Source organism: Streptomyces sp. NPDC004051 (assembly GCF_053604275.1).
This window is the reverse complement of record NZ_JBSGHG010000011.1, coordinates 84429-109834: the sequence shown is the minus strand read 5'-3', so window position 1 is coordinate 109834 and position 25406 is coordinate 84429. Positions and strand designations below refer to the sequence as shown.

The following is a 25406-nucleotide window of genomic DNA, read 5'->3' as shown; positions in this document are numbered from 1 at the left end:
GTCGGGGCCGCCATGTTGGGCCGGTAGGGTCTGCACGCATGGGAGAGCAGGACATGCCTGTCGGTCCGGCGACGGACACGGGCGGGGAGTCGACCGAGGCGACCACCGAGGTCACGACCGGGTCCGGGGCCGAAGGCACGGCCGCGCGACCGGCGAGCGGCGCCGAGCACCGTCCGGCGCCGCGCCGGGGCGGCGACCCGGGCGCCGGCACGGTACGGCCGGGCAGGCGCCGGCTCGGTGTCATGGGCGGCACCTTCGACCCGATCCACCACGGACACCTGGTGGCGGCCAGCGAGGTCGCCGCGCGGTTCCACCTCGACGAGGTGGTCTTCGTCCCCACCGGGCAGCCGTGGCAGAAGAGCCACCGGGTGGTCTCCGCGGCGGAGGACCGCTATCTGATGACGGTCGTCGCGACCGTCGAGAACCCGCAGTTCTCGGTGAGCCGCATCGACATCGACCGCGGCGGACCCACCTACACCGTGGACACCCTGCGCGACCTGCGCGCGCTCAACCCCGACACGGACCTGTTCTTCATCACCGGCGCCGACGCCCTCGCCCAGATCCTCACCTGGCGGGACAGCGCGGAACTGTTCTCCCTGGCGCACTTCATCGGCGTCACCAGGCCCGGCCACCATCTGACCGACGCGGGCCTGCCCGAGGGCGGCGTGTCGCTCGTGGAGGTCCCCGCCCTGGCCATTTCCTCGACGGACTGCCGTGCGAGAGTCGCCAAGGGGGATCCCGTCTGGTACCTGGTGCCGGACGGGGTCGTGCGCTACATCGCCAAGCGCGAGCTGTACCGCGGCGAGTGAGCCGAGAGGGGCACCGGTGAACGACCGATACGAGGCGGGATACGGCGGCGGGGACGACCCGTACGGGCTCGTCGGCTACGACGAGTACGGGCGGCCCGTCTACCGCCAGGACCAGTACCAGCACCAGCAGTACCAGGGCCAGGACCAGTACGGGAACGGCCAGGGGCAGCAGGGCTACGGCTACGACCCGTACGCGGGCGGCCCGCAGCAGCCTCAGCCCCCGTACGACCCCTACGGGGCCCAGGACGCCCCCGCCCCCGGCGCTCCCGGCACCTACGACTCGTACGACCCCTACGGCGCCCCGCAGAGCGGCGGCACGGAGTCCCCGTACGACCCCTACGGGGACTCCTACGGGCAGACCGCGCACGACGGCACCGGCCGGCAGCCCCGGACCGCCGAGCAGACCGCGTACATCCCGCACCAGCCCGGCCCCGCCGACGACGACGAGCCCGGCCGGACCGACGGCCGATCCGGCCCCGCCGACCTCCCCGACGACTCCGGGACGCCCGAACGGGACTACCGCACCGAGCAGTTCGCCTTCGTCGAGGAACCGGACGGCGACTCCGAGGACGTCATCGACTGGCTGAAGTTCACCGAGAACCGCACCGAGCGCCGCGAGGAGGCCAAACGCCGCGCCCGCAGCCGGATCGTCGCCCTCGTCGTGGTCTTCGCGCTGGTCGCGGCCGGCGGCGTCGGCTACCTCTGGTACGCCGGGAAACTGCCCGGCACCGGCTCCGAGGCCGGCGCCGGCGCCACGACGGCCGCGGGCGCCCAGAAGCGGGACGTCATCGTCGTCCACCTGCACGACACCCAGGGCGGCGGCACCGCCACCGCGCTGCTCGTCGGCAACACCACCACCCAGCAGGGCACCACCGTCCTGCTGCCCAACTCCCTGGCCCTCGCCGCCGAGGACGGCAGCACCACCACGCTCGCCAAGTCGGTCGAGGACGACGGCTCCGGCGGGACCCGGACCGCGCTCGACACGGTCCTCGGCACCGACATCGAGGGCACCTGGCGGCTGGACACGCCCTACCTGCAGAACCTCGTCGACCTGGTCGGCAACATCGACATCGACACCGACGCCGACGTGCCGGACCCGAGTGCCAAGAAGAAGGGCGAGGCGCCCCTCGTCAAGAAGGGGAAGAGCCAGACCCTCTCCGGCAAGATGGCCGTCGCCTACGCCACCCACCGCGGCTCCGGCGAGGCCCAGGACGCCCAGCTGGAGCGGTTCGGACAGGTCATGCAGGGGGTGCTGCGGAAGATGACCTCCGACGCGGGCGCCGCGACGGTCACCATCCAGACCCTGGGGCAGATCATCGAGCCACCCCTGACCGACAAGGACCTCGGCTCCTTCCTCGCCCGGCTCGCCGACCTCGCCAAGGGCGGCGACCACAGAACCGCACTGCTGCCCGTGCAGGAAGACGGCACGCTCACCGCCGAGACGAGCGACAGCGTGGTCAAGGAGGTGCTCGGCGGCACGGCGAAGAGCCCCGACAAGGACGCCGCGGTCAGCGTCTCGGTGCGCAACGCCACCGGTGTGGAGGACAACGCCGAGAAGGCCCGTGTGGTGCTCCTCAACGGCGGCTTCACCTTCCTGAAGGGCGGCACGGCCACCGCGGAGGCGACCTCCGAGGTCGTCTACGCGGACGCCGCCGACAAGGGGAACGCCGCCGAGGTCGCCAAGACCCTGGGGCTGCCCGCCTCCTCCGTCGGCAAGGGCGAGGTCTCCGGGAACGCCAGGGTCTCGGTGCTCCTCGGCCAGGACTACGAGCCCGGCAGCTGACCGGGCGGGGGCGCCCCCGGCGGCCCCCGGCCGGGGCGCCCCCGAAACGCGTGGGGCGTGCCCGGCGGTCCGTGAGACCCTTGGAGGCAACCGACCTCCGAGCGAAAGCCGTGCAGTGACCGCAACCGACCGTTCCATCGAGCTCGTCACCGCCGCCGCCCAGGCGGCCGCCGACAAGCTCGCGCACGACATCGTCGCCTACGACGTCAGTGACGTGCTGTCCATCACCGACGCCTTCCTGCTGGCCTCCGCGCCCAACGACCGCCAGGTCAAGTCGATCGTCGACGAGATCGAGGAGCGGCTCGGCAAGGAGCTCGGCGCCAAGCCGGTGCGCCGCGAGGGCGACCGCGAGGCCCGCTGGGTCCTGCTCGACTACGTCGACATCGTCGTCCACGTCCAGCACAGCGAGGAGCGGGTCTTCTACGCCCTGGAGCGGCTGTGGAAGGACTGCCCCGAGCTGGAGCTGCCCGCGGACGCCGTGGCGACCCGCGGCAAGGCCGCGGAGCACGCCCGGCGGCTGGAGGCCGAGGAGGCCGCCGCGCAGACCGCGGAGCCGGACGGTGAGTGGCGGTGAGTGCCTCCGGTGAGGTGTCCGGCTCCGGCCGCCGGGGCCGCCGCATCATCCTGTGGCGCCACGGCCAGACCTCCTGGAACGTGGAGCGCCGCTTCCAGGGCAGCACCGACGTGGAGCTCACCGAGACCGGCGTCGCCCAGGCCCGCCGGGCCGCGCGCCTCCTCGCGGGCCTCGAACCGGACGCGATCATCGCCTCCGACCTGAAGCGGGCCGTGCGCACCGCCGCGGAGCTCGCCGCGCTCACCGGCCTGGAGCCGGTGTACGACGAGGCCCTGCGGGAGACCTACGCGGGCGTCTGGCAGGGCCTGACGCACGACGAGATCATCGCCAGGCACGGCGACGAGTACACCGCCTGGAAGCGCGGCGAGCCGGTGCGCAGGGGCGGCGGCGAGCTGGAGACCGAGGTCGCCGACCGGGCCGCTCCCGTGGTGCTCCGGCACACCGAGAAGCTCCCGGACGACGGCACGCTCGTGGTGGTCAGCCACGGCGGCACGATCCGCACCACCATCGGCCGGCTGCTCGGGCTGGACCCGCGCAACTGGGAGGGCCTGGGCGGGCTCACCAACTGCTGCTGGTCGGTCCTCGGCGAGGGCGCCCGCGGCTGGCGGCTGCTGGAGCACAACGCCGGCACCCTGCCGGAGCCGGTGCTCGGCGACGACGACTGACCGACGGACCGATCGTCCGACGGACGCCCGACGAATGCCCGACGGACGACGGACGACCGGCAGGGCACCGGATTTCACTTTCCGGCAGGTCGCAGGCTAAAGTTCTTCTTGTTCGCCCGCCGAGCGGGAAGAACACCCGGGGCTATAGCTCAGTTGGTAGAGCGCCTGCATGGCATGCAGGAGGTCAGGAGTTCAATTCTCCTTAGCTCCACAGATGGGGTGCTGGATCGGGAGATCCACCGCTTCACCCGACGAAGATCCCGTCCTCTCCGCGAGGGCGGGTTTTTTCGTCGTTCCTGGTTGAGCGGTCCGGGGCCCGCGGGCGTATACCTCCATGAGGCGCCGATCCGTGTCTTGAACGGTACCCAGGCGTCGCTGACCGCATCGGCCCGGCCGTGGCAGAATCAAACGGCCGGAAGGGGGCGCGGCCCGACGGGAGGGAGTTGTGATGTCTGCGAGCATCCTCGGGGAGGTCGACCACCTCTTCGGCGGGGTGTCGGCACGACGGATCCCGACCCGCCACCAATGCCCCTCCCGCGGCTTCGCGCACGTCGCCCGGACCCTCGGTGGCCTCGACGGCAACGGCGGTGTCCCCTACGTGTGTACGGCCTGCGGCCACAGCTGGAGCTGAGTGATGGGTGCGCACAGGCGAAGGTGTGACTGGTGCGGCAGCGGGACGCCGATCGTCCGGGACATGGAACCGGTCAATCCCGACTACCAGTACTGGTGCGAGGAGTGCGCGCGGGCGCTGATCATAAAGGGTGACCCGATCGAGACGTACCGCGAACTCGAGGGCGAACCGATCTACGGCCGGCTCCTGGAGGAGCACTGCACGCTCAAACGCTTCTATTCGTTCGTGACCGCGTGACAATGCGGACGGAACCGGACGCAACGGAACCGATTTGGTGTTGGACCCCGGTGACCGTGTAAAGTTGGCGTCGCCGCCGGGGAAACCGGGCGGGAGCAGGACCTGGGGCTATAGCTCAGTTGGTAGAGCGCCTGCATGGCATGCAGGAGGTCAGGAGTTCAATTCTCCTTAGCTCCACAGCAGTAGAGGGCGGACCATCCGAAGGGATGGTCCGCCCTCTGCGCGTTGTGGGGACGGTGACCGTGGGGACGGTGTGCGGCGGCCCGGAGAGCGGCCCGTGCGGGACCGACCCCGAGGGGCGTCCCGCACGGGCCTGTCTCAGCGGCCCAGGGCGCGCCGGCCGCGCCCCGGGGAGAGGACCGGCAGATTGCGGGAGGGCGCCTTGGACGAAGCCCCCTCCTCGATGCGCAGGGCCAGCGCCGGGCAGCGGCGCACCGCGCGCAGCGCCTTGTCCTCGGCACGGCGCGGCACCTGGGCCTGAGCGACCGTCGGGAAGCCGTCCGCGCCGAGCTGGAAGACCTCCGGGAGGAGGTCCGCGCACAGCCCGTGGCCCCGGCACAGCGTCCAGTCGACGAAGATCTTCTGGCGGCTGGGGCCGTTCTCCTCGCCGCCGCCGCCCGGGATGCCCGTAGGGGTCTGGCCGCCCTCGAAGAGCGGCAGGACGCCCTCCACGGGCCGCCCGCAGCCGTTGCCCATGAGATGGGCGGTGAGGTCGTCGGTGAACGCCTTGATGGTCGACTCCAGGAACATCGCGGAGCCGTCCGGATGCGAACACGCGCCGCGCCGCTTCACGTTCTTGGCGACCTGCTTGACCGCCTCCAGGGCGGCCGGTCCGCCGCCGTTGAGGATGTCCTCCAGGCCGCGCGCGGCGGCCGGCAGGCCCAGGTAGCACGGGCCGCACTGGTTGGCGCTCTCCTCGGCCAGCCACTTCGCCACCATCAGCGACTCGCCCAGCGGGCAGGTGTTCTGACTGATCGGCAGGATCGCCCCCGCGCCGAGGGCGCCGCCCACCGCGTCCAGGGAGTTGCGGGAGACGATCGCCTCGTTGACGGTCGCCGCGTCGATCCACTTGCCGTGGTAGCCGCCGGTCAGCACGCCCTGCGGCACCGGTGGCGCACCGGCGAGCTGCAGGACGTAGCGCAGCGGTACGCCCGTCGGGACCTCGACCACCATGGGGCGGGCGACCGCCCCGGACACCGTGAGCATGACGGTGCCGGGCTCGTCGTACAGGCCGGTGTTGCCGTAGCGCTCCGGGCCGATGCGGGCGGCGATGGCGAGCTGGGCGAACGTCTCGGCGTTGGACAGCAGGGTGGGCGCGCCGCCGACGCCGTTCTTCGAGGCACTGGTCTTGCGGCCCGGCGGGATCGCCGGACCGCCGTCGATGGAGCGGATCAGCGAGGCCGCGGCGCCCGTGACCATCCGCACCGGGTTGCGCTGCACGCGGGCGCGCAGCGCGGACCGGCGCCCGTTGTCGAGGCCGCGTTCGGCCAGCGCGGCCTCCATGGAGCGCTGGGTGGACTCCCGGGTGACCCCCACCACGAGCGTGCGGGCCCCCATGGCCTCGGCGCACAGCAGCGCGCCGTCCAGGATGAGGTGCGGGGCACGGTTGATCAGCACCGTGTCCTTGCGGCAGGCCGGCTCGTCCTCGCTGCCGTTGACGACGACGACCGGCCGGACGCCGCGCTTGATCGCCGTTTCGGCGACCGAGCGCAGCTTCTTGTGGAAGGGGAAGCCCGCGCCGCCGCGGCCCCTGAGGTTGATGCGTTCAGCCAACTGGGCGAGCTGTTCGCCGCCCAGGGGTTCGAGCGGCCCGTGCACCTTGAGGTGCATGGGGAGATCGAGCCGGTCGACAAGGTCGAAGCCCGACGTGAGCTGGGGAAGTCCGACAACGCGGACTTCGGGTACGTCGGGCAGAGCCTCGTTCACTTGAAGCCTCCGGAAGGCGTGTTCCAAGGTTCGCCCGAACCCGGTGCGCCGAAGTCGTACGACGCACCGGGGGACGGATCAGTGGCGGGACCGCTGTTGTACGTGTCACTCGGGTTGTACGTGCCGTAGAGGGGGTTCGACTCACCGGTGTCGCGCACATCACTCGTGCCGTAGCCCGGCGCGGTCGAATTGTCGTAGGTCGGGATGGTGTATCCGGTGTCCTGGAGCGGGTCGTAGGCCGACGGCGGGGCCTCGCCGACCGGCGGCGGGGAGGGGATGGGCCAGTTGCCCGAGGTGCTGGAGGGTCCGTCCACGCGCGCCGCGTCCATGAGGGGCGCGTCCACGGGAGGGACGTCCACGCGCGGGACGGCCTGGGTGGGCTGCATGTCCAGAGGCAGCTCCATGCGGGCGGTCTGGTCGGCGTAGAGGGGCTGCTGCGGCTGGGCCGGGGCGGACGGGGGCGAGACCGCGCGGTAGGCGGCCGCGAAGCCGTTCGCGGGCTCCGGGGCCGGGGGGACGCGTTCGGCGGTCTCGTAGCGCGGCCGGGCCGGCTCGGGGCGCTCGGAACGGGACCGGGAGGCCCGTCTGCCGCCGTCCTGGTAGCCGGGGAGCCCGGAGGACGACGCCTCGGCCGACCGGGAGCGGCCCCTGTCCAGGGTGTCGCGGCCCGACGGGTCGGTGATGCCGAGCAGGTTGGTGACCTGGTCGGCGACCTTGCGCTTGACCGAGGCCGGGGAGACGCGCAGCACCAGGACGGCCATGACGCCGAGCACGGACAGGCCGTACAGGATCAGGAAGATCGGCTTGGCCGCTCGACCCGCGTAGAGCCCGTGCACCAGCGCGGCGCACCAGGCCGGGTAGGCCAGCATGTGCATGGCGCGCCAGCGTGCCGCGACGGGGGCGGGCGAGGCGAAGCGGTTGCGCAGGATGCCGGTGATGGCCACGAAGATCATCAGCATGCCGGCCAGCGTGCCCAGGCCGATCAGGAAGTTCCGGCCGGCGACCACCTCGTCGTCGGTGAGGAACAGCCCGAAGGGCAGTACCGCGGCGATCCAGGTGGTGTGCTCCAGGACCAGCTTGATGACTATGTGCACCAGCAGGAAGACGACCGAACCGACCGCCGTGGTGCGGTGCACGGCCTGCGACAGGATGCGCTCGCGCGGGCCGAGCAGTACCCGGTCCTGGGCGACGAGCCCCCAGATCACCGAGCAGCTCAGGCAGACGAGGGACAGGACGCCCGCGCCGAAGTTGAGAAACTCGAGGAACCAGTCGTCCGCGGTGCTGTCGTCCGGCCTCACGCCCTACCTCCCCACATCACGACGGAAAGCACGACGACGAGCGGGTACGGCCGACCGGCAGCCGACCGGCCCTGAACGGGCGGTGGGCTGCTGTCTGGACGAGGGTTCATGGGGGAACTCCGAACGTTCGGGAGAAGCGGTCCCGGGCCGCACTCTAAACCTCCTGCGTACCGGGGAGTACAGGTTTGAGTTGTTGCGCTGTTACCAAAGGACGATCAGGGCGGAGGGATGCCCCCATAGAGGGCGTTACGCGAAGTAATATTTGACCGGAATTCAGGGGTGCCGGTGGGGCGGGAGCCCTCTCCGCGGGCCCGCCGGCGGTTCCCGGCGGCCCCGCGGGCCCGGAAAGCGCGTCGCGGCCCGCCGCGGGCCTGCGGTACCCTGACGCCATGCGTGCCGTACGCCTTCTGCTTAGCGAGCCGCGCTGATCAGTCCCGACCACGGTCGTACCAGGTGGTCGGAATCGGCGCGGCGTCCCCTCCTGTGCGAGGGGATTTTTCATTTCCGGAAGCCCGAGTGCCCGGGAGCCCGAGGGTCTTGGGACCCGAAGGCCTGAAATGCCGCAGCCGAAGGCGCAGACGATCGATGGAGCTTTGAGGATCATGAGCGAGACGAACCCCGCGGCCACCGCCCCTGTGTCGGCGGAGGCCGCGCCGCACCGCTACACGGCCGCCCTGGCGGCCGAGATCGAGGCACGCTGGCAGGACTTCTGGGACGCCGAGGGCACCTACGACGCGCCCAACCCGAGCGGTGACCTGGCGGGCGACCCGGAGCTGGTCGCCCGGCCCAAGAAGTTCATCATGGACATGTTCCCCTACCCCTCCGGTGCGGGACTGCACGTCGGCCACCCGCTGGGGTACATCGCCACCGACGTCTTTGCCCGGTTCCAGCGCATGACCGGCCACAACGTCCTGCACACCCTGGGCTTCGACGCCTTCGGACTGCCCGCCGAGCAGTACGCCGTGCAGACCGGCACGCACCCGCGGGTGTCCACCGAGGCCAACATCGAGAACATGAAGGCCCAGCTGCGCCGGCTGGGCCTGGGCCACGACCGGCGCCGGTCGTTCGCCACGATCGACCCGGAGTACCACAAGTGGACCCAGTGGATCTTCCTGCAGATCTTCGACTCCTGGTACGACGACAAGGCCGACAAGGCCCGCCCGATCGCCGAGCTGATCGCCGAGTTCGAGTCCGGTGAGCGCCCCGTGCCGGGCCACACGCGTGCGTGGAGCGAGCTGAGCGAGGCCGAGCGCGCCGACGTCCTGGGCGAGTTCCGGCTGGCCTACGCCTCCGACGCGCCGGTCAACTGGTGTCCCGGCCTGGGCACCGTGCTGGCCAACGAGGAGGTCACCGCCGAGGGCCGTTCCGAGCGCGGCAACTTCCCGGTCTTCAAGGCGAAGCTGCGCCAGTGGAACATGCGCATCACCGCCTACGCCGAGCGGCTGCTGGCGGACCTGGACGCCCTGGACTGGCCCGAGGCCATCAAGCTGCAGCAGCGCAACTGGATCGGCCGCTCCGAGGGCGCCCGCGTCGACTTCCCCATCGACGGCGAGAACATCACCGTCTTCACCACCCGACCCGACACCCTGTTCGGCGCCACCTACATGGTGCTGGCGCCCGAGCACCCGCTGGTCGAGAAGTTCACCCCGGCCGCCTGGCCCGAGGGCACCCACGACGTCTGGACCGGCGGTCACGCCACCCCGGCCGAGGCCGTCGCCGCCTACCGCGCGCAGGCCGCCTCCAAGTCCGACGTGGAGCGGCAGGCCGAGGCCAAGGAGAAGACCGGCGTCTTCATCGGCTCCTACGCGACCAACCCGGTCAACGGCGAGCAGGTGCCCGTCTTCATCGCCGACTACGTCCTGATGGGCTACGGCACCGGCGCGATCATGGCCGTACCCGCCGGTGACCAGCGCGACTTCGAGTTCGCGCGCGCCTTCGAACTGCCGATCCACTGCATCGTCGAACCGACGGACGGCCGCGGCACGGACACCGCCACCTGGGGAGACGCCTTCGCTTCGTACGACGCGAAGATCATCAACTCGTCCAACGACGAGGTGAGCCTGGACGGCCTGGGCGTCGTCGAGGCCAAGGCGCGCATCACCGAGTGGCTGGAGCGCCGGGGCATCGGCGAGGGCACCGTCAACTTCCGGCTGCGCGACTGGCTGTTCAGCCGCCAGCGCTACTGGGGCGAGCCCTTCCCGATCGTCTACGACGAGGAGGGCATCGCCCACGCGCTGCCCGAGTCGATGCTGCCGCTGGAACTGCCCGAGGTCGAGGACTACTCCCCGCGCACCTTCGACCCCGACGACGCCGACACCCGGCCCGAGACACCGCTGTCGCGCAACGAGGACTGGGTCCACGTCACCCTGGACCTGGGCGACGGCCGCGGTCCGCGCCGCTACCGGCGGGAGACCAACACCATGCCCAACTGGGCCGGTTCCTGCTGGTACGAGCTGCGCTACCTGGACCCGCGCAACAGCGAGAAGCTGGTCGACCCGGAGATCGAGCAGTACTGGATGGGCCCGCGCGAGGGCATGCCGCACGGCGGTGTCGACCTGTACGTCGGCGGCGCCGAGCACGCCGTCCTGCACCTGCTGTACGCGCGCTTCTGGTCCAAGGTGCTGCACGACCTGGGGCACGTGTCGTCGGCGGAGCCGTTCCACAAGCTGTTCAACCAGGGCATGATCCAGGCCTACGTCTACCGCGACAGCCGCGGCATCGCGGTACCGGCCGCCGAGGTCGAGGAGCGCGAGGGCGCCTACTACTACCAGGGCGAGCGGGTCTCCCGGCTGCTGGGCAAGATGGGCAAGTCCCTGAAGAACGCGGTCACTCCGGACGAGATCTGCGCCGAGTACGGGGCCGACACCCTGCGCCTGTACGAGATGGCGATGGGCCCGCTGGACGTGTCGCGGCCGTGGGACACCCGCGCGGTGGTCGGCCAGTTCCGGCTGCTGCAGCGGCTGTGGCGCAACATCGTCGACGAGAACACCGGCGAGGTGACCGTCGTCGACGCGGGGGACTCCGGTGTCGACGAGGAGACCCTGCGCGCCCTGCACAAGGCGATCGACGGGGTGCGCCAGGACCTGGAGGGCATGCGCTTCAACACCGCCATCGCCAAGGTCACCGAGCTGAACAACCACCTGACCAAGCAGGGGGGTGCGGTGCCGCGTCCGGTCGCCGAGTCCCTGGTGCTGCTGATGGCGCCGCTGGCCCCGCACATCGCGGAGGAGCTGTGGCGCTCGCTGGGCCACACCGACTCGGTCGTCCACCAGGACTTCCCGGTCGCCGACCCGGCGTACGTGGTCGACGAGGCCGTCACCTGCGTGGTCCAGGTCAAGGGCAAGGTCAAGGCCCGCCTGGAGGTGTCGCCGTCGATCTCCGCGGAGGAGCTGGAGAAGGTGGCGCTGGCCGACGAGAGGGTCGTCGCGGCGCTGGGCGGGGCCGGGATCCGCAAGGTGATCGTGCGGGCGCCGAAGCTGGTGAACATCGTTCCGGCGTGACGCCGTGACGCCGTGACGCCGTGACGCCGTGACGCCGCGTCGCCGTGGCGCCGTAGCGCTGCGGGTCGGCCGGGCCGCCGGGGTGCGGAACGGCGGGCTCGGGGTACTCCCCTACGGGCAGGTTCGGGGTTCTTCCGGAACTCCGGACCTGCCCGTTGCGTTTACCTTTGAAGAGCGGCGCGGTGTGTGTGGCGACAGGCCCGAGGGCCCGGAGGAGGAGTCTCGTGGAAGCAGTGATCGCAGTGTTGGCCCTGCTCTTCGTGCTCTTCGTCGTGCTCGGCGCGTACGCCACCGTGAAGGTCGTCGGCGCCGCCAAGCGCAGCGCGGACCGTCACCTCACCCAGGCCCGCCGCACGGTCGAGGACCACACCCTGAAGGTCAAGTCCTTCGCCCAGTCCGGCCCGGCCGGCGAGATCGCCCAACTCCGGCTCACGCTGCGTACGTCCATGCGCGCCACCCAGGAGGCGCTGGAGGCCGGCGCCGCCGAGGACCGGTCCCTCGAGGAGTCCCTCGCCCTCTTCGAGCGGCTCAGCGCGCACGGGCGCGAGCTGGAGGGCGAGCTCAGGCGCCTGGAGTCCGAGCCGGACCGCGGCACCCTCGGCAAGCGGCTGCCCGAACTGCGTGAGCGCACCCACCGCATCACGCGGTCGGCGGACTCCCTGCGCTGGGCGGCCCGCGACCGCGCCCGCCACTTCGCGGACGACGACCTCGACTCCCTGAGCAGCCAGATCGACATGGAGACCGGGGCCCTGCGGCACTGGACGACCACCGGGCAGCAGTCCGCCGCGTCCGCGCCCCGGCCCGCGGCGACGGCCGAGGACGCCCCGGCAGCCGGACCGGCCCGCCCCGCCATCACACCGCCCGGACCGCGCCCCACCTACCCCTGGCAGAAGAAGGCCCGTCCGGAGAGCACCACTTGATCCGGTCGTTCCGATCGCCGTGATCCGGACACGGTCCCGTCCGGCGCGCCGGTCCGGGCTGCCGAGGAGGCCGTACGCCAGGTAACCTCCAGCCCATGTCCCGCCATGTCGCCATCGTCACCGATTCAACGGCCTACCTTCCGGCCCGGACGATGGAACGGCACGGCATCACCGCGGTACCCCTGATCGTGGTCCTGGAGGACCGCGCCCTGGAAGAGGGCACCGAGATCTCCACCCGCTCCCTCGCCGAGGCGCTGCAGAAACGGCGTCCGGTGACGACCTCCCGGCCCGGCCCCGAGGTCTTCGCCGAGACCTACCGCAGGGCCGCCGAGTCCGGAGCCACCGGCATCGTCTCCCTCCACCTCTCCGCCGAACTCTCCGGCACCCACGACGCGGCGGTCGTCGCGGCCCGCGAGGCGCCGGTGCCGGTGCGGGTGGTGGACACCGGCATGATCGCCATGGCGCTCGGATTCTGCGCCCTCGCCGCCGCACAGGCCGCGGAGGCGGGCGGCACCGTGGACGACGCGGTCACGGCCGCGGAGAAGCGGGCGGCGGGCACCTCCGCGTACTTCTACGTCGACACCCTGGACTATCTGCGCCGCGGCGGACGCATCGGGGCCGCGCAGGCCCTGCTGGGATCGGCGCTCGCCGTGAAGCCCCTGCTCCAGCTGGCGGGCGGCCGCATCGAACCCCTGGAGAAGGTGCGCACGGCGTCGAAGGCCATCGCCCGCCTGGAGGAGATCGCGGCCGAACGGGCGGGCGCCGCCGAGGTCGACATCGCCGTCCACCACCTCGCCGCACCGGACCGCGCGTCGGCCCTCGCGGACCGGCTGCGCACACGACTGCCCGGTCTGGCCGACCTGCACGTCAGCGAGGTCGGCGCGGTGATCGGCGCGCACACGGGACCCGGCCTGCTGGGGGTCGTGGTCTCGACCCGGTGAGGGGCTGCCGCCGGGCCGGAGCGTCAGGGTGACGGGGTTGTCCACAACCGGTCGGTAATCCACCGGAATCAAGCAAGATCATCGCGGATGCGCAGTTCTGCCCGATCATTCCCGGCATGGCACTTCGATCACGTTCACACACGGCGACCGCGACCAGCGGGCCGGGCCGTGCACCCGCCTCCGACGGCCGCGCACGCCACCGCCGGCCGTCCGCCGCCGGAGCAGGGCCCCGTTCCGGCGGCGGACGGGTGCGGCACGAGCACCGGCACCGGGACCGTGACGCCTCGGCAGAAGAGCTGCGGCGCCGGGCGGAGGCGCTGTTCGGGGAGCGGGGCGGGGGCGTCCGGAACCTCAGGGGCGCCAGGGTCGTGCCGCGCTGGGCCGTGAGCGGCGCGGGCCCGGACCCGGTGGCTCCGGACCCGATGACGGATCCGGACCCGCCGGCCCCGGGGGAGCGGCGGCAGGCCGGTCGGACGGTGCTCGCGCTGCGGGAGCGGCTGCCGCTGTGGGTGCGGACGCGGTGCGGGCTGGAACGGCGGAGCGTGATCGCGCTGTCGGTGCTCCTCGTGGTGGTCGTGGGGTTCGCCGCACAGCACTTCTGGGGCGGACGGACCCAGCCGGTGCGGGCGCCGGAGGTGGTGGGGGCGGCCGTACCCCACGACGGGGGCCGGCCGGTCGCCCCGGACGGGACCGGCGAACCCGCCGGCCCGGGTACCACGGGTGCGGCGGCCCCCGAGATCGTGGTCGATGTCGGCGGCAAGGTGCGTGACCCGGGCGTCCACCGTCTCCCGGCCGGCTCACGGGTCGCGGACGCGCTGCGGGCGGCGGGCGGAGTACGCCCCGGAACCAGGACCGACGGCCTCAACCGGGCCCGCTTCCTGGTGGACGGCGAGCAGGTGATCGTCGGCGGCCCGGCGCCGGCGGCGGGCCCGGAACCCGTTCCGGGAGCTCCGGCCGGCACGGCGGCCGGAGCCGGACCCGCGGCACCGGTGTCCCTCAACACCGCCACCGCGGACCAGCTCGAGACCCTCCCGGGCGTCGGCCCCGTGCTGGCCCGGCACATCATCGAGTACCGCACCCGGAACGGCGGTTTCCGCTCGGTGGACGAACTGCGGGAAGTGAACGGCATCGGCGACCGCCGCTTCGCGGACCTGCGGAATCTCGTGCGGCCATGAGCAGCCGGACGACGGGGCCCGCCCTCGCGGGGCCCGCCCCCGCGGGACCCGCTCCCACGGAATCCGCCGCCCGGCTGCCCGTGCACGCCTCCTCCGGGAAGCGGCTCGGGGCCTCCCACCCGCGCCAGGAGGGACCGGCCGACCTGCGGCTCGTACCGCCCGCGCTGGCGGCCTGGGCCACGGCGGCGGTGATGCTGCACGCCCCGCCCGGCCGGGTGCTGGGCACCGTGATCGCATCTCTGGCACTGGCCACCGTCCTCCTCGCCCTGCGAAACCGCCGGGCGGGGCCCGGGCGAGCCCGTCTCTCCGGAGCCGCGGTACTGCTCTGCGTCGCCGCTGCCGCCTGCTCGGCGGGTCTGCACGGCGCGGATCTGCGGCGCGGCCCGGTGCCGGAGCTGGCACGGGAGTACGCCACCGTGACGGCCGAGGTCGAGATCACCTCCGACCCCCGCCTGACCCGGCCCAGGCCCGGCGGCAGCCGGCCGACCCCGACGACGGTGCTCATCGAGGCCGACGTGCGGCGGGTGGAGCGGGCAGGGCCGACCGGGGGCGGATCGGCGGTGGCGACCCGGGCCCCGGTCCTGATGATGGTCGACGCGCGTCCGGCCGGGAACGGCGAGCCGGACGAACGCGCACGCCCGGCCGGGGAACAATCACCGTGGCTCGGGCTGCTGCCGTCCACCCGGCTGCGGATCGAGGCCCGGCTCGCGCCCGCGACGGCGGGCGGTGACCGGTTCGCGGCCGTGCTGCGGGTCAAGGGCCGGGACGGACCGGAGACGGTGGGGGAGCCGACGGGGCCGCAGCGGCTGGCGGGGCGGCTGCGGGCCGGACTGCGGACGGCGACCGACGGGCTCTCGACGGACGCACGGGCCTTGCTCCCCGGGCTGGTCGTCGGCGACACCGCACGCGTCACCCCGGAACTCGAAGAGGCGTTCAGAGAGACCGACCTCACCCACACGCTGGCCGTCTCCGGCGCCAACTTCACCATCCTCCTCGCCCTGCTCCTCGGCCCGCCGGGCCTGGCGCAGTACGCCGAACGCCGTGGTCTCGCCGCGCGCCTCGGCGTCCCGCTGCGGACGACCGCGCTGCTCGGCGGGATGATCTCGCTCGGGTTCGTCATCGTGTGCCGGCCGGACCCGAGTGTGCTGCGGGCCGCGGCCTGCGGATCCGTCGCCCTGCTCGCGCTCGCCACCGGCCGCCGCAGATCGCTGATCCCGGCGCTGGCGACGGCCGTCCTGCTGCTGGTGCTCTACGACCCGTGGCTGGCCCGCACCTACGGCTTCCTGCTCTCCGTGCTGGCCACCGGCGCCCTGCTCACGCTCGCCCCGCGCTGGAGCACCGGACTGCGACGGCGCGGAGTGCCGCCACGGCTCGCGGAGGCGCTGGCCGCCGCGGGCGCCGCGCAGGCGGTGTGCGCGCCGGTGGTCGTCGTGCTGTCGGCGCGGGTGAGCCTGGTGGCGGTGCCGTGCAACCTCCTCGCGGAGTTCGCGCTCGCACCGGCGACCGTGCTGGGCTTCCTGACGCTGGCCACCGCCCTGCCGGCGATACCGCTGGCGAAGGCGCTCGCCTGGTGTGCGAGTTGGCCCGCGGAGTGGATCGCGCAGATCGCCCGGACCGGGGCCGCGCTGCCCGGCGCCGGAGTCGACTGGCCGGGCGGCTGGGCCGGGGCGGCACTGCTCGGGGCGCTCACCCCCGTCGTGCTGCTGGCCGGCCGGAGACTCTTGAGGCACCCCTGGTGGTGCGCGGTCTGCGCGCTGCTCCTGGTGCTCCTGGTGGTGCGGCCACCGCCGCTGACCCGGGTGGTCACGGGCTGGCCGCCACCGGGCTGGCGGCTGGTGATGTGCGACGTGGGCCAGGGCGACGCGATGGTGCTGGCCGCGGGCGAGGACACCGGGGTGGTCGTGGATGCCGGCCCGGACCCGGCCCCGGTGGACCACTGCCTGCGCTCCCTCGGCATCACCCGCGTCCCGCTGGTCGTGCTGACCCACTTCCACGCCGACCATGTGGCGGGCCTGCCCGGCGTGCTGCGCGGCCGCTCGGTGGGCGAGATCGCGACCACGGGGCTGGAGGAACCGGCCGACCAGGCCCGCTTCGTACGCCGCCTCGCGACCGACCGGCACCTGCCGATGACGCGTGCCGTCGCCGGGGAGCGGCGGCGCACGGGGGACCTGTCCTGGGAGGTGGTGTGGCCCCCACCGGGCCCCCGGCAGTCCGCAGCGCCCGCGGCCCCGCAGTCCTGGACCCCGCAGCCGGAGGGCCCGAACGACGCCAGCGTGGCCATGCTCGTCCGGACAGGGGGCCTGCGCCTGCTCCTGCTCGGCGACCTGGAACCGCCCGCCCAGCGTGCCCTGGCCAGATCCCCCGCGGCGGGGCGCCTGGCCGACGTCGACATCCTGAAGGTCGCCCACCACGGCTCGGCCTACCAGGACCCCGGCCTCCTGCACCGGCTGTCCCCCCGGCTGGCCCTGATCTCCGCGGGCCGCGACAACACCTACGGCCACCCGGCCCCCACCACACTCGCCGCCCTCCGCGACACCGGCACCGCGGTCCTGCGAACCGACCGCGACGGCACGGTCGCGGTACTCGGCGACGAGGACGGCAAGGAGGGCCTGCGCGTGGCCCGGCACTGAGAGGCAGACACTTCCCGGTTCGCGCCGGGCCCGGTGCAGGGCGGGGCTCACGGTCGTACGCAGCCGAAAAAGTGGCGACAGCCGGAGACCGGGCACGCTGGCGTCCGCAGGCATGCCCCCTCCACTCGAACGTCCCCCTCTCCAGGCCGACGAGCGCACCGCGCTCCTCGGCTGGCTGAACCTCCAGAGGCAGATCCTGCGGTGGAAGTGCGAGGGACTGAGCGAGGCGGACGCGCACCGCTCCGTCATCCACACCTCGCCGGCGATGACGATGGCCGGGCTCATCAGCCACATGCGATGGGTCGAGCACACCTGGCTGGAGGTGGTGTTCCTCGGCGGCGACGAGACGCGGAACCCGTCCTTCGACGAGACGGACGAGGACGCCGACTGGCGCACCGACGGCATCACGTTGAAGCAGCTGCTCGCGGAGTACGAGGCCCAGTGCGCCCGGAGCGACGAGATCGTTGCCGCGGCCTCCCTGGACGACGTGGGTCGCCACCCCGGCTACCGCGCGGGCAAGGCCAACCTCCGCTGGATACTCATCCACCTGGTCGAGGAGACCGGACGGCACGCAGGACATGCGGACATCGTGCGGGAGCTGCTCGACGGGGCAAAGGGGTACCACTAGCTCCCTCCGGCAGATCGAGACCGGAGCCGGAGGGCCTGCCACCCTTGCTGCCGCGGGCTTGTCGGCAGGTCCGCTGGTTCTTCGGCCCGGGGACGGTGTGCTTGATCCGGCGTCGGCTCGGGGAGCGGCGATTGCGGCGGGAGGAGGACGCCTTGCCGCCACTGAGATGGCCAGGGCGCGTCCGAGACCGTCCGCCGCCCCGGTAACCGACCTTGATCGTGCCCGAGGGCTGACGCCCGACACAATGGCTGGCGTGAGCGATGTGAGACATGTGCTGGTGCTGCCCGACCGGGATGCCGCGGAGGAGGTGGCGGAGGCGCTCGGGGAGCGCTTCGGCGTCGACGAGGAGCCGCGGCTCGTCCGCGACGCGCTGGCGGGTGAGGACGACGCCGAGGACGCCCAGTGGCTCGTCGTCCTGCGGGACGAGGGGCAGCGGCTGGACCCCGGCGAACTGGACGAGTTCGCGGCCCGGTGGGAAGGCTGGCGGGAGGAGCCCTGACCCGGTGGCACCGTGATGCCGGGAGCCGTCGCTGTCGGTGGTGCGTGGGATGCTTGTCGCGATGGCCAGGAAGACAGCTCAAGACGACCCTCTCGTCCCGGTGACGCTCGCCGTGGGCCAGGAGGACCTCCTGCTCGACCGTGCCGTGCGGGAGGTGGTGGCCGCCGCGAAGGCCGCCGACGCCGACACGGACGTGCGTGACCTCACCCCGGACCAGCTCCAGCCCGGCACCCTCGCCGAGCTGACCAGTCCGTCGCTCTTCGCCGAGCGCAAGGTCGTGGTCGTACGCAACGCGCAGGACCTGTCGGCCGACACCGTCAAGGACGTGAAGGCGTACCTCGGGGCGCCCGCCGAGGAGATCACCCTGGTCCTGCTGCACGCGGGCGGCGCCAAGGGCAAGGGGTTGCTCGACGCGGCGCGCAAGGCGGGGGCGCGGGAGGTGGCCTGCCCGAAGATGACGAAGCCGGCCGACCGGCTGGCCTTCGTGCGGGGCGAGTTCCGGGCCGCCGGGAGATCGGCCACCCCGGAGGCGTGCCAGGTGCTGGTCGACGCCCTCGGCAGCGATCTGCGGGAGCTGGCCTCGGCGGTGTCCCAGCTGGCGGCGGACATCGAGGGGACGATCGACGAGGCGGTCGTCGGCCGGTACTACACCGGGCGGGCCGAGGCGTCGAGCTTCACGGTCGCCGACCGCGCGGTGGAGGGACGGGCGACGGAGGCGCTGGAGGCGCTGCGCTGGTCGCTGGCGACGGGGGTGGCGCCGGTACTGATCACCAGCGCGCTGGCCCAGGGCGTACGGGCGATCGGGAAGCTGCTGTCGGCGCGCGGCGGCAGACCGGCCGATCTGGCGCGGGAGCTGGGCATGCCGCCGTGGAAGATCGACCGGGTGCGGCAGCAGATGCGGGGCTGGACCCCCGACGGCGTGTCCGTCGCGCTGCGGGCCGTGGCCGAGGCGGACGCCGGGGTCAAGGGCGCCGGGGACGACCCGGAGTACGCCCTGGAGAAGGCGGTCGTCACCATCGCGCGCGCGGCGCGGTCGCGGGGCCGGGCGTAGGGCCGCTGCTCCACTGCCCCGCCGGACGCCCGGCGGCCGCACAAACCGCGCGGGCGACCCCAGGGCGATACAAGGCGATCCAGGGCAACACGAGGCGATACAAGCCGAGGACCCCGCCCGCCCCCCGGGGAAGGGGGACGGACGGGGTCCTCGGTCGAAGCACGGAGCCCGTACCCGCGTGGCGAACGCAGGCCGCGTACGAGCTCGGGGTGCCGGTCGGGGACGGAGAGAGAGGGCCCGCCCGGGTCCTTCCGGCGATCAGACCGATCAGATCAAGGAGTGGTTCAGCCCTTGAGGGACGCGACCTTCAGCGCCAGCGCCGACTTCTTGTTGGCGGCCTGGTTCTTGTGGATGACGCCCTTGGAGACGGCCTTGTCGAGCTGACGCGCGGCGGCGCGCTGGTACTCGACGGCCTTCTCGGCGTCACCCGCGGCGACGGCCTCGCGAGCCTTGCGGACCGCGGTCCGCAGAGAGGACTTGACGGCCTTGTTGCGCAGCCGGGCCTTCTCGTTGGTCTTGTTCCGCTTGATCTGGGACTTGATGTTCGCCACGAATGAGCCTCTACAGGTTCTGGCGCGGGCCGCAGGGGCCCCGCACCGGTGATTGCTTTCCGACGGTGCCCCGTGCCAGGAGGGCAAGAGACACAGCTCCCCACACTACCAGCGGCCCGATCGGCGGCCCAAACCCGTCCCGCGTCCCCACCCGGCAGGCGCCGCCCGGGGGAGCTCGCCCCGCACCCGTGGGACGATGGAAGCTACGTATCGATCCGACCCGAGACCGCAGACCCTGCGGACGCCTCAAGAATCAGGACCCTGCGTGCCCGCGATCCCCAGCCACGTGCCCGAGCCGAGCCGTACCGACCCGGCTCTGATCCGCAACTTCTGCATCATCGCGCACATCGACCACGGCAAGTCCACGCTCGCCGACCGGATGCTCCAGCTGACCGGTGTGGTCGAGCAGCGGCAGATGCGTGCCCAGTACCTCGACCGCATGGACATCGAGCGTGAGCGCGGCATCACGATCAAGTCCCAGGCGGTGAGGTTGCCGTGGGCGCCCACCGTCGACAAGGGCAGCACGCACATCCTCAACATGATCGACACGCCGGGGCACGTCGACTTCACCTACGAGGTGTCGCGGTCGCTCGCCGCCTGCGAGGGCACGGTCCTGCTGGTGGACGCCGCCCAGGGCATCGAGGCGCAGACCCTCGCCAACCTGTACCTGGCGATGGAGAACGACCTCACGATCATCCCGGTGCTCAACAAGATCGACCTGCCGGCCGCGCAGCCCGAGAAGTTCGCCGAGGAGCTCGCCAACCTGGTCGGCTGCGAGCCCGACGACGTGCTGAAGGTGTCCGCCAAGACCGGGCTCGGCGTCGACGCGCTGCTCGACCGGGTGGTCGCCGACATCCCCGCCCCGGTCGGCGTCAAGGACGCCCCGGCCCGCGCGATGATCTTCGACTCGGTCTACGACTCGTACCGCGGCGTGGTGACGTACGTCCGGGTCATCGACGGCCAGCTCAACAAGCGCGAGCGCATCCGGATGATGTCCACGGGCGCGACGCACGAGCTGCTGGAGATCGGCACGAACTCGCCGGAGATGCTCTCCTCCGACGGTCTCGGCGTCGGCGAGGTGGGCTACCTCATCACCGGCGTGAAGGACGTCCGTCAGTCCAAGGTCGGTGACACCGTCACCAGCCAGCACGGGGGAGCCGAGGAGGCGCTGGGCGGCTACAAGGAGCCCAAGCCCATGGTCTTCTCCGGCCTGTACCCGCTGGACGGCTCCGACTACCCCGAGCTGCGCGAGGCGCTGGACAAGCTCCAGCTCAACGACGCGGCCCTGGTCTACGAGCCGGAGACGTCCGCCGCCCTCGGGTTCGGCTTCCGCGTCGGCTTCCTGGGCCTGCTGCACCTCGACGTGATCCGCGAGCGGCTGGAGCGCGAGTTCGGGCTCGACCTGATCGCCACCGCGCCCAACGTGGTGTACCGCGTGATCATGGAGGACGGCACCGAGCACACCGTCACCAACCCGAGCGAGTTCCCCGAGGGGAAGATCGACGAGGTCTACGAGCCGGTGGTGCGGGCCACGATCCTCGCGCCCACCGAGTTCATCGGCGCGATCATGGAGCTGTGCCAGACCCGGCGCGGCACCCTGCTCGGCATGGACTACCTCTCCGAGGACCGGGTCGAGATCCGCTACACGCTGCCGCTCGCGGAGATCGTCTTCGACTTCTTCGACCAGCTGAAGTCCAAGACCCGCGGCTACGCCTCGCTCGACTACGAGCCCACCGGCGAGCAGAGCAGCTCCCTCGTCAAGGTCGACATCCTGCTGCACGGCGACAAGGTCGACGCCTTCTCGGTGATCACCCACAAGGACCAGGCGTACGCGTACGGCGTGCGGCTCGTCGCCAAGCTGCGGGAGCTGATCCCGCGGCAGAACTTCGAGGTGCCCGTCCAGGCCGCCATCGGTTCCCGGGTGATCGCCCGCGAGACCATCCGCGCCATCCGCAAGGACGTCCTCGCCAAGTGCTACGGCGGTGACATCTCGCGCAAGCGCAAGCTGCTGGAGAAGCAGAAGGAGGGCAAGAAGCGGATGAAGATGGTGGGCGCCGTGGAGGTCCCGCAGGAGGCCTTCATCGCGGTGCTCTCCAGCGACGACAGCGCGGGCTCGGGCAAGGGCAAGAAGTAACCGGGGTCGCCGGGGCTGCCGAAGGGCGCCCGCGAGCCGGACGGAAACGGGGCCCGACGCGCGCAGGCGCGTCGGGCCCCGTGTGTCCGGTCGCCCACCGGACCAGCGGGCTCTCTGTACGAAGTGACAGGCCGTGGCCCCTTACGCAGCCGCCGGTCGGGCTCTAGTCTGTCCCTGCCCGACGGTTACTCGTGAGTTAAACAAGGTCACACGAGTGTAATCAGTCGATCACCAGCCGAACCGAGCCGATAACCGAAACGATCACCAGCCGCACACCAGTCACATCTGAGCCAGCCGCACCGTCGCGGGCCCCGGAGGATGTCTTGAGCGACACACTGACTTTGATCGAGAACCGGCCGCCGAGCGTGGCGACCCTCTTCCTGGAGCGTGTCGCCGCCACACCGGACGCCGAGGCGTACCGCTATCCCGTCCCGTCCGCCACCGGCGAGGGCCCCGACGGCTGGAAGTCGCTGACCTGGGCCGAGGCCGCCCGACGGGTCGATGCCATCGCGGCCGGTCTGATCGAGCTGGGCGTGCAGCCGGAGGAGCGGGTCGCGCTCGCGTCCGCCACCCGGGTCGAATGGATCCTCGCCGACCTCGGCATCATGTGCGCGGGCGCCGCCACCACGACGGTCTACCCGCAGACGAACATCGAGGAGTCCGCGTACATCCTCTCGGACTCCGACAGCCGGGTGCTGATCGCGGAGAACGCCGAGCAGGTGGCCAAGGCGGTCGCGAAGCGCGCCGAGCTGCCCCAGCTCGGCCACGTCGTGGTCATCGACGCGACCGGCGTCGAGACCGACGACCGGGTGATCAGCCTCGCCGAGCTGGAGCGCCGCGGCGCGGCCCGGCTCGAGAAGGAGGCCGGGCTGGTCAAGGAGCGGGTCGCCGCGATCACCAAGGACCAGCTGGCCACCCTCATCTACACCTCCGGCACCACCGGCCGCCCCAAGGGCGTACGCCTGCCGCACGACAACTGGTCGTACATGGCGAAGGCGATCGCCGCCACCGGCCTGCTCGACGGTGACGACGTGCAGTACCTGTGGCTGCCGCTCGCACATGTCTTCGGCAAGGTGCTCACCTCCGGCCACATCGAGATCGGCCACATCACCGCGGTCGACGGCCGGGTCGACAAGATCATCGAGAACCTGCCGGTGGTGCGGCCGACCTACATGGCGGCCGTGCCCCGCATCTTCGAGAAGGTCTACAACGGGGTCGCCGCCAAGGCGCGGGCGGGCGGCGGCGCCAAGTACAAGATCTTCCAGTGGGCCGCCGAGGTCGCCCGCGAGTACGCCAAGGCCACGCAGGACAACTTCCGCCGCACCGGCACCGCCAGTGCCCCCTTCGGCCTCACCGCGAAGCACACCATCGCCGACAAGCTGGTCTATGCCAAGATCCGCGAGGCCTTCGGCGGCAACCTGCGCGCCTGCATCTCCGGTTCGGCGGCCCTGGCCCCGGACATCGGCTACTTCTTCTCCGGCGCCGGCATCCACATCCTGGAGGGCTACGGCCTCACCGAGTCCTCCGCGGCCTCCTTCGTCAACCCGGGCGAGGCCTACCGCACCGGCACCGTCGGCAAGCCGCTGCCCGGCACCGAGGTCCGCATCGCCGACGACGGCGAGATCCTGCTGCGCGGCCCCGGCATCATGGAGGGCTACCACGGGCTCCCCGAGAAGACCGCCGAGGTGCTGGAGTCCGACGGCTGGTTCCACACCGGCGACATCGGCGAGCTGTCGCCCGACGGCTACCTGCGCATCACCGACCGCAAGAAGGACCTCATCAAGACGTCCAGCGGCAAGTACATCGCGCCCGCCGAGGTCGAGGGACAGTTCAAGGCGGTGTGCCCCTACGTCTCCAACATCCTGGTGCACGGCGCCGACCGGAACTACTGCACCGCCCTCATCGCCCTCGACGAGATCGCGCTCACGGCCTGGGCGGCCGAGAACGGCCTGGGCGGCAAGCCGTACGCGGACATCGTCGCCGCGCCCGCCACGGTCGAGATGGTCGACGGCTACGTCAGGCAGCTCAACCAGGGCCTGCAGCGCTGGCAGACCATCAAGAAGTTCCGCCTCCTGCCGCGCGACCTCGACGTCGAGCACGGCGAGATCACCCCGAGCCTGAAGCTGAAGCGCCCGGTAGTGGAGCGCGAGTACAAGCACCTCATCGACGAGATGTACACGGGTGCGCGGGAGGCGTGACCCGCAGGGGACAACCCCGTAGGGCATGAACACGGGGGCGGGTTCCCGGATCGATCAGGTCCGGGAACCCGCCCCTTCCGGGTGCTGCTGAAATGCGTGAGCAGTCAGCCGCCCCATGTCCTTTGGGCGCTCGAACGAGCGATATGTGGACAGTTCCGGCCGAAGTGCTCACGCGTTTTCAGACATGCCTGGTGCGGATCAGTGGCCCACCGCGAAGTTCACGAACGCGGACCAGCCGGCCGCGGGCACGGAGAAGTGCGGTCGGCTCGCGTCCTTGGAGTCACGGATGTGGACGGTTCCCGGGGCAAGGGCTATTTCGACACACTCGCCACCCTCGTTGCCGCTGTAGCTGCTTTTGTGCCAGACAAGTCGTCGACGGCTCTCAGTGCTCATCTTCCGTCTGCACCCGATTCACCCTGTCGAAAACAGTCACGGACTCTCTTCTCCCGGTATGGCGAGATCCCGGGCGGCCTCGGTGCGAGTGCGCTCGTATTCCGTCGGGTCGAGAATCTCCCATACCGCCTGGCCGATGGCCAGAACGCCGCGGGCCGGCAGGGGCACGTCACCGATGTGCGGGTTCTCCCTCAGCCGGACCGGACGCCCGAGGTCGACGCCGTCGAACGTGGCATGCGAGTCGTCGACGAAGTACATCCGCTGGGGCATGAGCGTTCCGGTGTGACCGCTCGGCATCGTGCCGGACAGCTGGAGGTGCCCCATTCCCAGTGCACGGGCCAGACGCTCGCGAGCCCGCACCAGGAGTCGAGGGCGCCAGGTGGCGAGCGGCAGCGCCCCGCTGATGCCGTTGAGGAGACCGAGGAGTCGTGTCGCGGAGGCGGTGAGGGTCCAGTCCAGGGAGGGGGAATCCATCGTCACCCGCAAGGTGGCAGGACCTGCCCACGTGAGCCCGATCCGGGCATGACCTGTTCGGTCGCAGGCAGCGCCGTAGTACCTGGGGCACGCGGTGTCCAGCCGGGGCCCGTCGACGTGAATCGACCAACTGCCGTTCGGGGCGCGATGCCACAACGTGCGGTAGGGACCGAAGCAGTTCTCCGGAAAGACACGCAGCGCGAGTACGTGACCGGAATCGAAGGGGAGTCCGAAGACACCCCAGCCCTTGACGTATTCGTGATGGGGCCATGGCGCCCGGCCCCGTACGGGCGGAACACCGGACAGCGCGGAGGAAAGATCGAGCATCTCCTTCACCTCGGCGAGGTCGGCCTGTGCCCCAGATCAAGGTTACGGGGGGGCACAGGGCC

21 protein-coding genes, 2 tRNA genes and 1 pseudogene are annotated in these 25406 nt (G+C 71.9%); 18 read left to right on the top strand and 6 right to left on the bottom strand.

The window, feature by feature from the left end; genetic code table 11:
• Positions 1 to 38 precede the first annotated feature (38 nt).
• From nadD to ACWEQO_RS14825, 8 genes are all read left to right on the top strand, one after another.
• Positions 39 to 809 (top strand): nicotinate-nucleotide adenylyltransferase, encoded by a 771-nt coding sequence (gene nadD, locus ACWEQO_RS14860; RefSeq protein ID WP_361456005.1) that lies wholly within the window; start codon positions 39 to 41, stop codon positions 807 to 809.
• Positions 810 to 825: 16 nt separating this feature from the next.
• Complete coding sequence (locus ACWEQO_RS14855) at positions 826 to 2592, top strand: LCP family protein (protein ID WP_361456002.1); 1767 nt, start codon at positions 826 to 828, stop codon at positions 2590 to 2592.
• Positions 2593 to 2707: 115 nt separating this feature from the next.
• A complete protein-coding gene (rsfS, locus tag ACWEQO_RS14850; RefSeq protein WP_361455999.1) occupies positions 2708 to 3166 on the top strand; it encodes a ribosome silencing factor in 459 nt (152 codons plus the stop codon).
• Positions 3157 to 3831 (top strand): histidine phosphatase family protein, encoded by a 675-nt coding sequence (locus ACWEQO_RS14845; RefSeq protein WP_452982887.1) that lies wholly within the window; start codon positions 3157 to 3159, stop codon positions 3829 to 3831. Before rsfS ends, ACWEQO_RS14845 begins: the two co-directional genes overlap by 10 nt.
• Positions 3832 to 3969: 138 nt before the next feature.
• Positions 3970 to 4042: transfer RNA gene (locus tag ACWEQO_RS14840), tRNA-Ala, on the top strand.
• 237 nt (positions 4043 to 4279) lie between these two features.
• Positions 4280 to 4462, top strand: coding sequence for a hypothetical protein (locus tag ACWEQO_RS14835; RefSeq protein WP_452982884.1), 183 nt, complete (start codon positions 4280 to 4282; stop codon positions 4460 to 4462).
• 3 nt (positions 4463 to 4465) lie between these two features.
• Complete coding sequence (locus tag ACWEQO_RS14830) at positions 4466 to 4699, top strand: hypothetical protein (protein WP_015660434.1); 234 nt, start codon at positions 4466 to 4468, stop codon at positions 4697 to 4699.
• A 104-nt stretch (positions 4700 to 4803) separates the two neighbouring features.
• A tRNA-Ala gene (locus ACWEQO_RS14825) sits at positions 4804 to 4876 on the top strand.
• A gap of 141 nt (positions 4877 to 5017) precedes the next feature.
• Here ACWEQO_RS14825 and ACWEQO_RS14820 read toward each other — a convergent pair.
• Positions 5018 to 6625 carry an NADH-ubiquinone oxidoreductase-F iron-sulfur binding region domain-containing protein gene (locus ACWEQO_RS14820; protein ID WP_361455990.1) on the bottom strand — a complete coding sequence of 536 codons (1608 nt, stop codon included), beginning with the start codon at positions 6623 to 6625 and terminating at the stop codon, positions 5018 to 5020.
• Positions 6622 to 7923, bottom strand: a complete 1302-nt coding sequence (locus ACWEQO_RS14815; protein WP_361455987.1) for a cytochrome b/b6 domain-containing protein — start codon at positions 7921 to 7923, stop codon at positions 6622 to 6624. The genes ACWEQO_RS14820 and ACWEQO_RS14815 overlap by 4 nt, the downstream gene beginning before the upstream one ends.
• A gap of 602 nt (positions 7924 to 8525) precedes the next feature.
• On the opposite strand from ACWEQO_RS14815, the gene leuS reads away from it, so the two are divergent.
• The 6 genes from leuS (at position 8526) to ACWEQO_RS14785 (ending at position 17717) form a co-directional block, all read left to right on the top strand.
• Positions 8526 to 11423 (top strand): leucine--tRNA ligase, encoded by a 2898-nt coding sequence (leuS, locus tag ACWEQO_RS14810; protein WP_361455984.1) that lies wholly within the window; start codon positions 8526 to 8528, stop codon positions 11421 to 11423.
• A gap of 224 nt (positions 11424 to 11647) precedes the next feature.
• On the top strand, positions 11648 to 12343 hold the full coding sequence (locus ACWEQO_RS14805) for a hypothetical protein (RefSeq protein WP_361455981.1): 696 nt from the start codon (positions 11648 to 11650) through the stop codon (positions 12341 to 12343).
• Positions 12344 to 12438: 95 nt separating this feature from the next.
• Complete coding sequence (locus ACWEQO_RS14800) at positions 12439 to 13284, top strand: DegV family protein (protein WP_361455978.1); 846 nt, start codon at positions 12439 to 12441, stop codon at positions 13282 to 13284.
• A gap of 116 nt (positions 13285 to 13400) precedes the next feature.
• Positions 13401 to 14459 carry a helix-hairpin-helix domain-containing protein gene (locus tag ACWEQO_RS14795; protein WP_452982877.1) on the top strand — a complete coding sequence of 353 codons (1059 nt, stop codon included), beginning with the start codon at positions 13401 to 13403 and terminating at the stop codon, positions 14457 to 14459.
• A complete protein-coding gene (locus tag ACWEQO_RS14790; protein ID WP_452982874.1) occupies positions 14456 to 17089 on the top strand; it encodes a ComEC/Rec2 family competence protein in 2634 nt (877 codons plus the stop codon). The genes ACWEQO_RS14795 and ACWEQO_RS14790 overlap by 4 nt, the downstream gene beginning before the upstream one ends.
• Positions 17090 to 17201: 112 nt before the next feature.
• Entirely contained in the window at positions 17202 to 17717 is a 516-nt protein-coding gene (locus tag ACWEQO_RS14785; protein ID WP_452982871.1) for a DinB family protein, read from the top strand.
• A 13-nt stretch (positions 17718 to 17730) separates the two neighbouring features.
• On the opposite strand, the pseudogene ACWEQO_RS14780 reads toward ACWEQO_RS14785, so the two are convergent.
• Positions 17731 to 17913: pseudogene (locus ACWEQO_RS14780) on the bottom strand (IS5/IS1182 family transposase); the annotation flags it as partial.
• A 57-nt stretch (positions 17914 to 17970) separates the two neighbouring features.
• Here ACWEQO_RS14780 and ACWEQO_RS14775 point away from each other — a divergent pair.
• The gene (locus ACWEQO_RS14775) at positions 17971 to 18216 is read left to right on the top strand and encodes a hypothetical protein (RefSeq protein WP_361455966.1); all 246 of its coding nucleotides are present in this window, start codon (positions 17971 to 17973) and stop codon (positions 18214 to 18216) included.
• A gap of 61 nt (positions 18217 to 18277) precedes the next feature.
• Positions 18278 to 19267 carry a DNA polymerase III subunit delta gene (holA, locus tag ACWEQO_RS14770; protein WP_452982868.1) on the top strand — a complete coding sequence of 330 codons (990 nt, stop codon included), beginning with the start codon at positions 18278 to 18280 and terminating at the stop codon, positions 19265 to 19267.
• Between the two features lie 284 nt (positions 19268 to 19551).
• On the opposite strand, the gene rpsT is transcribed toward holA, so the two are convergent.
• Positions 19552 to 19818 (bottom strand): 30S ribosomal protein S20, encoded by a 267-nt coding sequence (gene rpsT, locus ACWEQO_RS14765; protein ID WP_361455960.1) that lies wholly within the window; start codon positions 19816 to 19818, stop codon positions 19552 to 19554.
• 265 nt (positions 19819 to 20083) lie between these two features.
• On the opposite strand from rpsT, the gene lepA reads away from it, so the two are divergent.
• Together lepA and ACWEQO_RS14755 are read left to right on the top strand one after the other, a co-directional pair.
• Positions 20084 to 21952, top strand: a complete 1869-nt coding sequence (lepA, locus tag ACWEQO_RS14760) for a translation elongation factor 4 (RefSeq protein WP_452982864.1) — start codon at positions 20084 to 20086, stop codon at positions 21950 to 21952.
• Between the two features lie 323 nt (positions 21953 to 22275).
• Positions 22276 to 24150: an AMP-dependent synthetase/ligase gene (locus ACWEQO_RS14755; RefSeq protein ID WP_361455954.1), complete on the top strand. Its 1875-nt coding sequence runs from the start codon at positions 22276 to 22278 to the stop codon at positions 24148 to 24150.
• 198 nt (positions 24151 to 24348) lie between these two features.
• Here the strand turns inward: ACWEQO_RS14755 and ACWEQO_RS14750 are convergent, their stop codons facing one another.
• Positions 24349 to 24543 carry a DUF397 domain-containing protein gene (locus ACWEQO_RS14750; protein ID WP_361455951.1) on the bottom strand — a complete coding sequence of 65 codons (195 nt, stop codon included), beginning with the start codon at positions 24541 to 24543 and terminating at the stop codon, positions 24349 to 24351.
• Positions 24544 to 24579: 36 nt separating this feature from the next.
• The gene (locus ACWEQO_RS14745) at positions 24580 to 25017 is read right to left on the bottom strand and encodes a hypothetical protein (protein ID WP_452982860.1); all 438 of its coding nucleotides are present in this window, start codon (positions 25015 to 25017) and stop codon (positions 24580 to 24582) included.
• Between the last annotated feature and the right edge of the window lie 389 nt (positions 25018 to 25406).

Excerpts from the sequence above, each read along its gene's own strand:
- ACWEQO_RS14835 (WP_452982884.1), top strand. The coding sequence starts at position 4,280 with ATGTCTGCGAGCATCCTCGGGGAGGTCGACCACCTCTTCGGCGGGGTG.
- leuS (WP_361455984.1), top strand. The coding sequence starts at position 8,526 with ATGAGCGAGACGAACCCCGCGGCCACCGCCCCTGTGTCGGCGGAGGCC.
- ACWEQO_RS14750 (WP_361455951.1), bottom strand. The coding sequence starts at position 24,543 with ATGAGCACTGAGAGCCGTCGACGACTTGTCTGGCACAAAAGCAGCTAC.
- ACWEQO_RS14830 (WP_015660434.1), top strand. The coding sequence starts at position 4,466 with ATGGGTGCGCACAGGCGAAGGTGTGACTGGTGCGGCAGCGGGACGCCG.
- ACWEQO_RS14745 (WP_452982860.1), bottom strand. The coding sequence starts at position 25,017 with ATGGATTCCCCCTCCCTGGACTGGACCCTCACCGCCTCCGCGACACGA.
- ACWEQO_RS14795 (WP_452982877.1), top strand. The coding sequence starts at position 13,401 with ATGGCACTTCGATCACGTTCACACACGGCGACCGCGACCAGCGGGCCG.
- holA (WP_452982868.1), top strand. The coding sequence starts at position 18,278 with ATGGCCAGGAAGACAGCTCAAGACGACCCTCTCGTCCCGGTGACGCTC.
- ACWEQO_RS14790 (WP_452982874.1), top strand. The coding sequence starts at position 14,456 with ATGAGCAGCCGGACGACGGGGCCCGCCCTCGCGGGGCCCGCCCCCGCG.
- nadD (WP_361456005.1), top strand. The coding sequence starts at position 39 with ATGGGAGAGCAGGACATGCCTGTCGGTCCGGCGACGGACACGGGCGGG.
- ACWEQO_RS14785 (WP_452982871.1), top strand. The coding sequence starts at position 17,202 with ATGCCCCCTCCACTCGAACGTCCCCCTCTCCAGGCCGACGAGCGCACC.
- ACWEQO_RS14800 (WP_361455978.1), top strand. The coding sequence starts at position 12,439 with ATGTCCCGCCATGTCGCCATCGTCACCGATTCAACGGCCTACCTTCCG.